We start from the raw sequence: 13,302 nt of genomic DNA on the forward strand, positions 1-13,302 counted from the left end.
TTTTAATAGCGTTTTTTCTTTACAGGATTATAAGTCGATGACTGAGCACAATGTCTCACGTTTTATTGCCCAAATGGGGGGTGAACAATTGATCACTATGTTTGATTTATTGCCTGGTGTACTATTTTGGATAAAGGATAAAAACCATAACTTTATTCATGCAAACCAAGCTTTTATCGATCACAAAGGTGTGAAAGGTTTACCCAAAATCGTCGGAAAAACTGACTTTGATTTTTCTCCACCTCACTTAGCGAAACAGTTTATTCGTGATGACAATAAAATTTTAGCTGGGCAGAGTGTCACCGAACGACTTGAAATGAATATGACAGAAACCGGTGACGCCGCATGGTATGCAACTTCCAAAAGACCTATTACTAATCGCCAAGGAGAAATAATCGGCTCTTATGGTATTACTCGACATTTACAAAAACAAACCATCGCGCTGTCTGGGGTTGATGCGGTGAAAGTACCTGTGGACTATATTCGCTGTCATTATCAGCAACACTTCACCATCAATGAATTAGCAGAAGTTGCCCATTTATCAGTCAGTGCATTAGAGCGTCGCTTTAAGAAGTATTTGGCAAAAACGCCCAAGCAGTTTATTAATGAAGTACGTTTAGAAAATGCCCGTCGCTTATTAGTAGAAACTAATACGCCTATTTCTCAAGTTGGTGATGAAACTGGTTTTACTGATCACAGTTATTTCAGTAAACAATTTAAATTGTTCTTTGGCGAATTACCGTCTGATTTTAGAAAAAATAGTCGCAAATAACCATGAAGCGTCAGCGGTATCCGTTTACGCTTTGCTAAATATATTATTCACTTCGTCGCGAGTTAACGAGCGACTTTCCCCTGGCATGAGCTTCGCATCTAACTCGAGTGAGCCCACCGACCTGCGATGCAATGCTATAACGGGGTTTTGAAAACGGCCAAACATCCGTTTAATTTGATGATACTTACCTTCATATAACTGAACTTCTAACTGATGTTCATCAATAACCGTTAAAAATGCGGGCATAGTGGTAATATCTTCATACTGAAAATACATCCCTTTAACGAAAGCATCGATATATGATTGTTCTTGCTCTTTGTTAATGGCATGTTTAACGGTTACCAGATATTTTTTTGCCACTTTATGCTCAGGAGACATTAATCGCTCTGACCAACGACTATCATTGGTGAGTAATACGAGTCCTGAGGTATTAAGATCTAAACGACCGACAATATGTAGTTCATTTTTAGCCGGATGGTTGATTAAATCAATCACTGTTCGATGCTGTTCGTCAACCGTGGCGCACACCACACCAACAGGTTTATGTAGCATTAAGTAAAAAGCTTGATTATTTTGCAGTGTTTCGCCGTCTAACTGAACATGAGAAAATTTATTAATAATATAGCCAATTTCATTAATCGCCTGCCCATCTACTGAAATTCGCTTTTGCGCTAACATTAATCGCACGTCACGACGACTAATGTGCAAATGCTCACCAATAAAACGGTCTAAGCGAGTATGTGATATTGACATAGTAAATGAATACACTAAAAAGTTTAGTGAAAGTTTACCAAGTTATTTCACTAACTTTAATATCGACTGAGGTTTTTCTGGTTGAATAATCACACTTTGTGATTTTAATTGATCGTTTTTAAAGCGATCAAAATGTGCAGTTTTAGCGCCCATTTTACGGCAAAACTGCTTAAATGTTTGAAGGTCTTGAAAAGTATACGGGTTATCATCTGCTGTCATTAATCCATCAATATATATAGCATCTCCGTTACAATTAATATTGGCGATGGCACTATATTTATCACCATAGTTTTTTGTTCTCAGTGCTCTTACGGTTTTAATTTCAAAAAACCAATCGTCCATTTTTATATAACGTTGCATGTCATTCATTCGTCTTACCTTAAAAAAAGAGCCGACTGAGGTTGGGAGAAACAGCCGGCTTAAATGGGGGAATAAGCAAAACTTACTTGATGTCTTTTATCAAAAAAATTACTTCACTTGTGCTATATATTGGTTAAATTCCGCTTCACTAATACCTGAATCGGTATTGAGATCCATTTTGGCAAATAGAGCGACTAATTTCTCACTTTTGCTTGATTGAATTTCGGCTTTACTTAATAAACCATCTTTATTTACGTCAAATTTTTCAACCAAGCTTGCAAACTTACTTGGTGCTTTAGTTTCAGAAATCACTTTAACTTCGCTGGTTTTCACTGCTGCTTTCATGTCATTATTAACCGCTAGTTTTGCATCACCTTCGTTAGCATGTGCTACATAAGAACCGATGGCACAAGTTAAAACTACTGCAGTTACTTTTTTTAAACTAATTGTATTCATTATTTTATCCTTTCTTTTTGTTATCAACGTCAGTCTCTAACATGAGACATACAAACAGACATTGCACACGACGTACCAAGTATTTAAGTAATTGATAATAAAGAAATTAAATAAAAATCATTGTCAGTTATTGTCGCTAATAAGAGACAGTTAAATAAATTTATAATTATTCCCCCCTAACTACTGAGTTAAAGAATAAAAATTTACTATATTTATCAATAAGTAAGGTCGATAAACAACCACAAAACAACACTGTCACCAATTAGAGACAGTGTTGTTTTTTTGCTGAAATACCGTAAAAATACAACGACATCATTTTACTCATAAAATATATTCATTAAGGTTGCCGATTGAAAAAGCCGATAAAAAAATGGCGGATAGAAACTGTTTTAAATTTTTCTGGTATCCGCCAATGGTCAATAAAGTCACTTACCCTTATCGGTTTTAGTTTAGTTGCTATCCCGCTAACATTTGCCTTGCTATATGGCGCAAATCAAGTCAATAAACTTTCACAACAAGGTAGTTCTGCGATTATCAATGTTGCTGAGTTAGTTAAAATAAACCGACAACTCAGCATTGAAATGAATAAATTGCAACGTTTTGCAAGTCAATATGTGGTGTTAGAAGAACAAGGGTTATACGAACAATTTATTCAACAAAAAGATAAATTAACGCAAATGATCACAACAGAAATGGTGATCTATCAAGACGAGCCACTCAATCAATTAAGCCAGCAACTATTCACAGAAATAGAACAATTAAATCTACATCAACCAAATTCAATCAATGTCAGTAAAAAATCGTTAGAGTTACTCCAAGAAGAATTCAAAGCATTGTCATCGGTCAGTCAAATGATAAATTTTCGCAGTAATGAGTTAATTAGTTCACACGCCCAACAGATGAAAATTTCCGCGGATAGCTTAAGAACAACCATGTTGAACAGTTTGTTAAGTATTCCGCTGACAATTGTGATTGCAGGGGTGTTTATTCTATTGATCATTCGTCCTTTAAGACAATTATCAGCTAAAATTTATCGGTTAGAACAAGGTCATTTTCAACAAAAAATCACTTTTTCGGGTTCGAAAGAAATTAAAGAAATAGCCGACGCGTTAGAGTTAATGCGAGCAAGGTTACATGCCTTAGAATTACAAAAATCAAGTTTCATTCGCCATATTTCTCACGAATTGAAAACCCCGTTAGCGGCAATTCGTGAAGGTACTGAGTTATTGTATGATAATAGCGTGGGCCCATTAAACGACGACCAACAAGAAATCACTAATATTCTTAAAGTGAGCGTGTCTCGTTTACAAAACTTAATTGAAGATTTATTAGATTTTAATATCGTACTTGACTCAACAAGTTTGCAAGATGCTGAAAAGTCTCAATTAACATCTATTATTGAACAAAGTATCAACGACAGAAAATTAGACATTCAAAGTAAGCAAGTCACTGTCGACTCTGATTTAACCCCATTGATAGTTCAAACGAATGCGAAACAACTGTCTGTCATATTAGATAACATTCTCTCAAATGCGATAAAATACTCACCTCAAGGTGGAAAAATCACAATTCAGTCATACCTAGAAAGTCATGAAATAATATTGAAGATTATCGATCAAGGCCCTGGAATCCCGAGCAGTGCTCAACAACAAGTGTTCGACGCCTTTTATCAAGGTCCTCCTCCTAACGATAGTAATATAAAAAGTAGTGGCCTAGGTTTAACCATTGTCAAAGAATTATTAATGCGCCTAAATGGCGATATTAAATTAACCTCTTTTCCCGCTCCAAAGCATGGGTTAATGGTAACCTTACGCTTTCCATATCATGTTCAAGGCAAATAAAAATGATGATTGATTTAATGAAAACAATTCGCTTTTCACGCTTAAAAATGACGCCGTTGCTATTATTATTCTTTATTCATTTGACTGGCTGTCAGCTCACCGAAAAAAGTAACGATGACTCACAATATAGTCACTATTATTTGTGGTTAAAAAGCTTATCGAATCAAGAGTTACTCAAAGAAACAGACAAACAAAAACAAAATATTACGGATGGGTATTTTAAAGCTGAAGTTAACTTAGCCCTATTGTACGCGCTGCCCAACTCGCCAATATATAATCCATACACAGCAAAAACCACATTAAATAAACTGACAATCCCCCCTGAGCAAGCGGTACAAATGTCAGCGGCAGATTTTGGTTTTATTAGTATGATGAAAGATCAACTTAACCAACAAATATTAACCCTGAACAAGTTAATTTTAACCGAGCAGTTATCTCAAGAAAACCAAAGTTTATTGCAAAGCAAAGCAGCTGAACGGTCGTCGTTAATGTCACAAATTCAAAAACTTAAACAACAAATCAATCAACTTAAAAAAATTGAAATTGATATCAACAACCAAGAGCCGTCATCATGATAACCCCTGAACATTCTGCTGAACTAAAAGAAACCATACTCATCGTTGATGATGATCCGAGTTTATTGCGATTACTCGGTATTCGTCTTTCAGCCGCGGGTTATGATGTGCTACCAGCTAAAAATGCCAAAGAAGCGTTAGGGTTATTAAAAAGTTCTCAACCCCAGTTGGTGATCAGTGACTTAAAAATGGATGGCATGGATGGTATGGCACTGTTTGAAAAAATACGTCAACAACAACCGAATCTTCCTGTTATTATTATGACCGCACATGGCACGATACCTGATGCGATAAATGCCACTAAACAAGGCGTTTTTAGCTTTTTAACTAAGCCTTTTCAAAGCCAAGAATTACTCGATACCGTAGAGCAAGCCATTCGATTACAGCCACAAAATGAAATAGGCCAGCAGCAAGCTGACGAAACTTTATGGCGAGAAAAAATAATTAGCCGTAGTGCGGTAATGTCAACCTTGTTACAACAAGCGAAACAAGTAGCTAAAAGCGACTTTAGCCTATTAATTCAAAGTGAAAGTGGCACAGGTAAAGAGTTATTAGCCAAAGCTATCCATTTGGCGAGTAATCGACATAAAAAACCTTTTATTGCGATTAACTGTGCTGCTATTCCCGAACAATTGTTAGAGTCTGAATTATTTGGCCATCGCAAAGGTGCCTTTACCGGAGCAGAAAAAAATCATGTCGGTTTATTTGAGGCGGCAAATGGAGGCACTTTATTCCTCGATGAAATCGGTGATATGCCGATGAATTTTCAGGTAAAACTGTTACGTGCGTTACAAGAGAAAGAAGTTCGCCCATTAGGTAGTACAGTTGCCGTAAAAGTCGATGTTCGAATCATTGCTGCTACCCATCAAAATTTACAAAAAGCGATTATTAACAAGTCGTTTAGGGAAGATTTATATTATCGTTTAAATGTTGTTGAGCTTGAGTTACCCCCACTTTCAGACAGAAGAGAAGATATTCCCTTATTAGCCCAACACTTTCTGTCAAAATGTAAAGACAAAAGTGCACATTTAATTAATGGTTTTTCTAAAGAAGCCATGGAGTTATTAATTAGCGCGCCATGGCCCGGCAATATTCGCCAATTAGAAAACGTGATTGAGCAAAGTGTTGCGCTGTCTTCAGAGCCCCTGATAAGTGAAGCACTTATTCGCAATGCCTTACGGGATAAAACCTCGCAATTACCGTCCTTTCAAGAAGCGCGCGATCATTTCGAGCGTGATTACCTTGCCAAACTTTTAGATATTACCGCCGGCAATGTGTCACAAGCGGCGCGTATTGCGCAAAGAAATCGAACAGAGTTTTATAAATTGTTAAATAAACATCATCTCCAAGCGGAGTCGTTCAGAGAAGAGAAAAAAGAAGACGACCAGACATAATTTTCAGAGCCGTAATTGCCAGAAATAGAAGAGGATATAAAAAGAAGAAGTAAAACGGTAATTTTACTTCTTCTTTAAAGCTGATAACTCAATGTTTCGAGTTAGCTATTTTTTCATAATATCTAACAATATGTGAACGGTAGCTTCAACACCAGATTTTACCGCAGGCTCCGGGCTAATTTTAAATAACGGGCTATGATGACTTGCAACAGCAGGGCCACCTGCTTTAGCACGTTCAAAATCAGCTTTTGGCGTACCACCTACCGAAAAATATACGCTTGGAATATACGGTTCAGTGGTAAAAAAGCCAAAATCTTCAGCCCCCATACCAGAATTATTTGGTGGCGTTACAGCATCCGCCCCCATTTTATTTACTAAGGTTTGTTTTACTCGTTGTGCGAGCGCTTTATCATTTTGTGTTGGTGGGAAAGAAAATTCACTGACAGTTACCTCAGGTAATTTATCGTCTGGCATACCTGCCGTTTTAGCCGTACCGATAGCAACACGTTCTATCGCAGCAAGCAATTGATCTCGTACTCGAGCATTTAAACTACGTACTGTTAATTGTAAGTGGGCTTTGTCAGAAATAATGTTGTGTTTAGTACCTGAATGAAACGCTCCAACAGTGATAACTCCTGCATCTCTTGGCGCTAATTCACGACTGACAATTGTTTGTAAATTAGTGACTATTTGGCTACCGATCATAATAGGGTCTTTACCTTGGTGCGGATATGCTCCGTGCGAGCCAATACCATGAACAATTATATCTACTGTGTCTGCGCCGGCATAAGGTGAGCCTTCATCAACAGTCACTGTACCCGCTACGTCGCCCGAACTTACATGAAATGCAAAAGCAAAATCGGGTTTAGGGAAGCGCTGCCATAAATTATCATCCATCATCGCGGATGCGCCTGGGCCACGCTCTTCAGCAGGTTGTCCGATCAACATTAACGTGCCTGACCATTGATCTTTAATTGAAGCCATATAGCGAGCCGTCCCGACTAAGCTCGTGATATGAACATCATGGCCACAAGCATGCATAACCCCAACTTCTTCGCCATTCCAATCTTTCATCACCACTTTTGAAGCGTTTTTCAATCCCGACTGCTCAGTAACAGGTAAACCATCCATATCGGCGCGCATCATTACTGTAGGACCGCTACCGTTTTTCATGATAGCCACAATCCCGGTGCCACCAACATTCTCAGTAACGTCAAAGCCTACCGCTCTTATTTCTTTCGCTAAACGTTTTGCAGTTTTAAATTCCATTAATGATAATTCAGGGTTACGGTGAAAGTGATCCCATAACGGAGCTAAATGCTCTTTATAGTCCTTTGCTATCTCTGACTTTATATCACTCGCTTGAACTTGCACGCACAAAAGTGCCAGTGATGTTATGAGTAAACTTTTGGTAAACTTTTTCATATTATTTCCCTAGTAGACTTTTTAATATTACTTATAAAAGAAGTGAGTGCCCGCTTACAGCTCAATAAAAAACGGTAAGTTGCTTTGCTAAATTATTCTTTAATAATGAAATTATCACGTTTAAAGGCTAAATCACATTGTCTATAGTCTTTAAACGAATATTATATTGATTAATATCACTTTTCCTAAATTTAAAATAGCATAGAATTAACCCGTAATATTTAAATTAATCAAACAGGAAGAATAATGTCAATATCACGTATTAGAAGTTCGCAGCATAAAGTTTATATTCCCGCTTCAGTGCGAGAAAACCAATATTTATTGGCAAAATTTACCCTCACCGATGACTTAATTAAAAAAGTGTCAGGAAACATTGATGAGAATGCCGAGCAGCCTTATCAAGATTTTTATCAAAAACTATCTGAGTTGTTTTTCAAAATTTGCCATGATTTAAATATTGAAAGTTGTCACTTTGTCGGCAATGACAAATTCACTCGCGTGCGTTATTCGCCTGAAAAACTAACTGCACAAACCGAGCAACAAATTGTATTTCTTTATAATCCCGTTTATCACTATAGCCAGAATGCTTATTTTGATGGCAGCAAAAAAGCACGCAAAATCAACTTAGTATTTTTAACCAACAGCAATGATATTCGCGCTGACGCTCCTTTACTTCATGAAAAAGTAAATCAAGCTGTCAAACAGTTTATCGAGCAAACAGGTTTAGCCAAGGGCAGTGTCCGATTATGTGATCACCAACACTTAACTTACGATTTATTCGCTAAAGAAAAAGGTATTACTGGTACACAAACCCATAAACTCAGACCCATAGCCGTGCGTTATAAAGCCTCTAACGTTGATGTTGCACCAGAGTCAGATAGCTTAAGCTATGTCACGGTTGAGTTGCCAATCAGTAAACGCATCAAGCAACTGGTTGAAATAGACGAAACAGCTTCAGAACCTTATAACGCACTTTATAATTTTATCGCCGATGCAGTAATTCATGCGGCAAAACAACATAACTTAAACAATGGCGCGGTTATCGCCAATGGTCTAGTGCCTTTTGTTAGAACCAGCGAAGACGAAATCGTTGTTACCAATGGTGAATTACAAAAATTAGGCTACAATCCTGAGAACACTTCAGGGGGTTACACTTGTAAATGGTCAGCCGATAAACTGGTTGATTCCGCACAATTAATTTTTATCGCTTCAAATAAAAACATCACTAGTCATGGCCACGGCAAGTTTTTATCTCAAGTTGAAAGTGCCTTACGTTCGATGGCCGAAAAACTTGAATACATCAACGATAAAGAAGAATTAAAAGTAAGATTTCATCAGCACATTGCCAATAATATCTAGCCTGTATATAACTATCTGATTACCTATAACGCCCTTAATAAGCTAACGCGATTATTTAGGGCGTTTTATTTTCTTGTCACTCACCTAGTTTTCCTCCCCTAAGCCTAGCTTTAAAGGCCCTTTAGCTGCCAAAAGAAAACTGTATAGGTTTTATTTTTATAATATTGTTTATGGTTTAAAGCAAATAAACTTAATAGACTATGTCTCATCGACTTAATGTCACCTAACGTCCGTAAACAAGGAGAGAACATGGAATTTATTGCACTGATTTTATTTGTTTTTTCTACTTCAGGTACACCCGGTCCAAACAACATTATGATTTTAACTTCAGGAGTTAATCATGGTATCCGTGATAGTTTACCTCATGTTTTTGGCGTAAACACTGGCTTTTTAGTGATGATAATTTGTGTCGGTTTAGGCATTATGTCGTTATTTCAGCAATGGCCTTTGTTACATCAACTGATACAAATACTCGGTATAGGTTACTTGCTATATTTAGCATTTAAAATTGCCACTATGCCGGTTAATAATGAATTAAATAGCGATAAAAAACCTTTTAGTTTTTTACAAGCGGCTGCATTTCAATGGGTTAACCCTAAAGCCTGGATTATATGTGTCAGTGCGATAGTCGCTTTTTCTACACCTAATAATAATGTTATCGAACAAGTACTTATTATTTCAGGCTTTTATTTTGTATTTGGACTTCCGTGTTCATTCGCATGGTTAATGGTTGGCAAATGGCTGCAAAATATTTTAACGCATGAAGTTTACGTTAAACGATTTAACCGCATAATGGCGATAATATTATTAACATCTTTGTACCCAATGCTGAGCGAAACCATTACTGCCTTTACCGCTTAGCTCGTTTTAAATTTTCCCTTACTTGCTGATGTTGCCTTACTTTGACACGCTTTAACCATAAATAAATGCCAGTAAAAACAAAAAATACAGGTGATGCACTGATTAATAACCACAATACTTTTACTGGCCAGCCAATGAATTCGCCAATATGAAATTTATATCTAAAATTCCACACTTGAGTTGTCCAAGATGCTTTGCCCGCATTAAAAGTAGATAATACTTCACCTGAATAAGGATTTGCCCAACTCCAACTATAACCATGGCTCTCTTGCGGCATTTTCATACGCAAAGCAAGTGGCTGTTGATCTGTTTTTGGCAAATAGATACGATAAACACTGCCATCAGCTAAAGCAGATTTTGCATTCATATAGGCTTTATCTAACTGAAAATTATTTTTTGAATCGCTCACTTTACCCTTAAATGTATGTTGCTCTACTTGACCTAAAGTTAACCATTGAACTATCGCTTTAGTTTGCGCTTGCCATTGAAAAGTCATACCCGTAAAAGCGATTAAAATTAATGGTAAAGCGAATAACACACCTAAAGTACCGTGTAATTGATGAAGTAATACCCTATTTTTCGCCCGCCACCTTACCTTTAAACGTTTAAGTCGATGTTTTGGTTTTAACCATAGATAAACACCAAAAACTATCTCAATAATTAATATTAAGCTTGCAATCGACATCCACACCTTCATCGGTGTTTTCCCTTGCTCATCGGTGTACAACAACCAGCGATGCCAAGACATCACAAAGCCATAAAAGGTATCGTAGAAACGATGTTCTAATAATATCTCTCCTGTATAAGGATTAATATTAAGATACTTTTTATTCGCTAAACGCGCTTGCCAACTATGATTAATCTGGCTTGCTTGTTCAATAATAAGCACTTTCTGTTGGGTTTTGTTTTCAATACGCTCAACGAGTTCACTTAACGGTAGATAAGCTTTCTTGAGCGGGTTTGGCTTATCTTCTACTAACCAGTATTGTGGATTGATCCATGCTTGAATATCTTTGGCATACAGTAATAACCCGCCCGAGATACTTAAACTCACGAGAAACAATCCGCTTAATAATGCTAAGACTAAATGTAATCGGCGAAACCAAACTTTCAAGACACTTACCTTTTAACTGACAAAATGGACTTCATATCCGCAAAATGATTGAAAAACCAACCGACAAAAAGCAAAGCAAGGGTTAGGTTGCTTTGCTTTCAATACTGAAGATTTATGCGTTAGTGTTTAAACATTCTAGAAATGATAATTAATACCAACATTCGCTGTAGTGCCTATTCCTTTAACATTGTAGCCACTGTAGGTATAACCTTGTGATTTTGCTGGGTAATAATCTTTATTGAATAAGTTTTCAATCCCAAAAAATGCCGACCAGTCATTGCTAAAGGCATACTTGCCACTTAAATTAATAATATTGTAAGCATCAATATTGCCGAGATCTCCCACATAACTTCCATTTTCAGGGGTAAACTTATTCCGTTCACCGACATATAAATAAGTAAGCGCAACAGTAGCGTTATCGAGAGGTCGCCAATTAAGATTTAATACAGCTTTTGGTGGACTAATTTGCTTAATACCTAAATATGCATCATTTGCTTTATCTTTACCTTCAACCCAAGAATATGAAGCACTAAAGTCTAATGCCTCGTTCACGTTATAAACGGCTAAAGCTTCATAACCATAAATTTCTTGTGGAGCTCGAACAGGCATATAAACACCGGTCGTTGGGTCGTAGCTATTCGTTGTACCAAGTTCAGATGTGCTGCGATAAGCCGAAAACTCAAACCTGAGTTGTTCAAAATTTGAATTAAAACCGAACTCATAGTTATCAATAATTGACGCTTCTGTTTGAATATCGGCGATATCGGTTACGGTTGCTGTCCGTAATAAACGACCAATATCTGAGATGTCTGCGCCTTGCGAATAACTAGCAAAGGGCTGAAAATATTCATTAAAATTGTATCGAATAGCAAAATTATACGTAGTAGCTCGATAATTTAGGGTATCACCCGTGACATCCACAGGAACTGAACATAATGTCGGCGTTTTACAGAGTTTTAACGTGCTATAATCCGCCACGCCTAGGTCAATTTCTTCACGTCTAACACCTGCTTTTATAATAAGATCATCATTAATAACCCATTTACTTTGTACAAAGCCTGCGAGGTTTTCCATATCCATTTCAGGCACCCAAAGGCGACCATCAACAAGCGGTTGTGAAGTAATATCATTTAACGCGTCTACCCCATAAATCAATGTCGCTTCTACATTATCCCATTCAAACTGGCTATTTAAGGTAACTCGCAAGCCTTTTTTATCAGACTTGATCACCGATTGACCACCTGAATAACCTTCACTCTGGTTTGCTAATGTTGGTGAGTAGAAAAAGATATTTTCAACGGCTTGTGCATAAGCATCAATCACTAGTTGAGTATTTGAAAACAATGCTTCGTCGGTATACTTAAACATTGCATTACTATTGTTCGGACCTTGTGGTTTACCTAAAACATGGGTGCCTTCAGGCGCTGTTATGGCGTAAGTTTTAACTCCTGTATTGACACTTCCAACCACATCTATCAAATCACTCTTTTGTTCTGATTCATAATAGTTATACACAAACTGTACCGACTTATCTTCATCAATTTGATAGGCTAATTTAGTAAAGTAGTTCTGCATTGTGGCGTCTGATAGACCATATTTCAAACCCAACACATCCCCTTCAGCATCACGCTGCACGCCATTTTCTTCATAACTTCCGGTGACAACATAACTAAACTTATCTAACTGACCATTTATTGCGGCTTCAATACGTTGTCCCGTACTATCTTCTAATTTTACGGCACTAAAACGGCTCGATAAACCAACTTTACCTTGAAAGGCCGAGTCACCATCAGCACGTTTTGTTATGTAATTAATGATGCCACCCGCTGCACCATTTCCGTAAATAGAAGTTGCGCCTTTAATGACTTCAATACGCTCAAGTGAATTAGGATCTATGGTTCTAATGCCTAACGCGCCATTACGTAACGGTGTTGATTGCGGTACGCCATCAATCATTACTAACGGTGAACGTCCACGCAATGTTTGCCCCGAATTACTTGATGTTCCAGTACTAGGCGCTAAGCCTGGCACTAACGTAGATAATAATGTTTGTAACTCTGACGACACTTTCAAGTGCTGTTCAATTTGTTGGCGACTGATAACCGTAATTGAAGAGGGTACTTCATCAATACTTTCAACGATACGACTACCTGTAACAACAATACGTTCAACGTCGTCGAACGATGACATTTCATCATTTGCAACAGTTGTTAATGATGTGCTTTGAGCAAGTAACAGGGTAAGTGCGCTCAACTTAGTTTTAAACATTAGTACTCCGAAAAATATGTGAGAAAATAAAAAACGCAATACTAATGAAAATCGTTATCATTTGCAATAGTGATATTTAGTGTTTTTAATGCTAAGTTAAAACATCCATTTAATAGATCACAAA

Annotated in this window: 12 protein-coding genes; 6 read left to right on the forward strand and 6 right to left on the reverse strand. The window is 37.2% G+C overall.

Annotation, left to right across the window (positions count from 1 at the left end; translation table 11 throughout):
- Nucleotides 1-37 precede the first annotated feature (37 nt).
- The gene (locus tag RM573_RS05625) at nt 38-772 is read left to right on the forward strand and encodes an AraC family transcriptional regulator (RefSeq protein ID WP_311578495.1); all 735 of its coding nucleotides are present in this window, start codon (nt 38-40) and stop codon (nt 770-772) included.
- A 24-nt stretch (nt 773-796) separates the two neighbouring features.
- Here the strand turns inward: RM573_RS05625 and RM573_RS05630 are convergent, their stop codons facing one another.
- The 3 genes from RM573_RS05630 to RM573_RS05640 all read right to left on the reverse strand — a co-directional run bounded on the left by RM573_RS05630 (nt 797) and on the right by RM573_RS05640 (nt 2,341).
- The gene (locus RM573_RS05630) at nt 797-1,525 is read right to left on the reverse strand and encodes a pseudouridine synthase (RefSeq protein ID WP_311578498.1); all 729 of its coding nucleotides are present in this window, start codon (nt 1,523-1,525) and stop codon (nt 797-799) included.
- Between the two features lie 42 nt (nt 1,526-1,567).
- Entirely contained in the window at nt 1,568-1,894 is a 327-nt protein-coding gene (locus RM573_RS05635) for a hypothetical protein (RefSeq protein WP_311578501.1), read from the reverse strand.
- A gap of 99 nt (nt 1,895-1,993) precedes the next feature.
- Nucleotides 1,994-2,341 carry an EF-hand domain-containing protein gene (locus tag RM573_RS05640; RefSeq protein WP_311578504.1) on the reverse strand — a complete coding sequence of 116 codons (348 nt, stop codon included), beginning with the start codon at nt 2,339-2,341 and terminating at the stop codon, nt 1,994-1,996.
- Between the two features lie 350 nt (nt 2,342-2,691).
- On the opposite strand from RM573_RS05640, the gene RM573_RS05645 reads away from it, so the two are divergent.
- From RM573_RS05645 to RM573_RS05655, 3 genes are read left to right on the forward strand one after another with little or no spacing between them, the layout of a single operon-like run.
- Complete coding sequence (locus RM573_RS05645) at nt 2,692-4,182, forward strand: sensor histidine kinase (protein WP_311578507.1); 1,491 nt, start codon at nt 2,692-2,694, stop codon at nt 4,180-4,182.
- A 2-nt stretch (nt 4,183-4,184) separates the two neighbouring features.
- Complete coding sequence (locus tag RM573_RS05650) at nt 4,185-4,757, forward strand: hypothetical protein (RefSeq protein WP_311578510.1); 573 nt, start codon at nt 4,185-4,187, stop codon at nt 4,755-4,757.
- The gene (locus RM573_RS05655) at nt 4,754-6,151 is read left to right on the forward strand and encodes a sigma 54-interacting transcriptional regulator (RefSeq protein WP_311578512.1); all 1,398 of its coding nucleotides are present in this window, start codon (nt 4,754-4,756) and stop codon (nt 6,149-6,151) included. Before RM573_RS05650 ends, RM573_RS05655 begins: the two co-directional genes overlap by 4 nt.
- A 105-nt stretch (nt 6,152-6,256) precedes the next feature.
- On the opposite strand, the gene RM573_RS05660 is transcribed toward RM573_RS05655, so the two are convergent.
- A complete protein-coding gene (locus RM573_RS05660; protein ID WP_311578514.1) occupies nt 6,257-7,576 on the reverse strand; it encodes an amidohydrolase in 1,320 nt (439 codons plus the stop codon).
- A gap of 246 nt (nt 7,577-7,822) precedes the next feature.
- Here RM573_RS05660 and RM573_RS05665 point away from each other — a divergent pair, with 246 nt between their 5' ends.
- Both RM573_RS05665 and RM573_RS05670 read left to right on the forward strand, forming a co-directional pair.
- A complete protein-coding gene (locus RM573_RS05665) occupies nt 7,823-8,935 on the forward strand; it encodes a DUF3083 family protein (RefSeq protein WP_311578517.1) in 1,113 nt (370 codons plus the stop codon).
- Nucleotides 8,936-9,184: 249 nt separating this feature from the next.
- Complete coding sequence (locus RM573_RS05670; RefSeq protein WP_311578519.1) at nt 9,185-9,796, forward strand: LysE family translocator; 612 nt, start codon at nt 9,185-9,187, stop codon at nt 9,794-9,796.
- Here the strand turns inward: RM573_RS05670 and RM573_RS05675 are convergent.
- Together RM573_RS05675 and RM573_RS05680 are read right to left on the reverse strand one after the other, a co-directional pair.
- The gene (locus tag RM573_RS05675) at nt 9,786-10,910 is read right to left on the reverse strand and encodes a PepSY-associated TM helix domain-containing protein (protein WP_311578522.1); all 1,125 of its coding nucleotides are present in this window, start codon (nt 10,908-10,910) and stop codon (nt 9,786-9,788) included. The genes RM573_RS05670 and RM573_RS05675 overlap by 11 nt on opposite strands.
- A gap of 135 nt (nt 10,911-11,045) precedes the next feature.
- Nucleotides 11,046-13,178, reverse strand: coding sequence for a TonB-dependent receptor (locus tag RM573_RS05680; RefSeq protein WP_311578525.1), 2,133 nt, complete (start codon nt 13,176-13,178; stop codon nt 11,046-11,048).
- Between the last annotated feature and the right edge of the window lie 124 nt (nt 13,179-13,302).

The organism is Thalassotalea castellviae (assembly GCF_031846185.1).
Classification (GTDB): Bacteria; Pseudomonadota; Gammaproteobacteria; order Enterobacterales; family Alteromonadaceae; genus Thalassotalea_H; species Thalassotalea_H castellviae.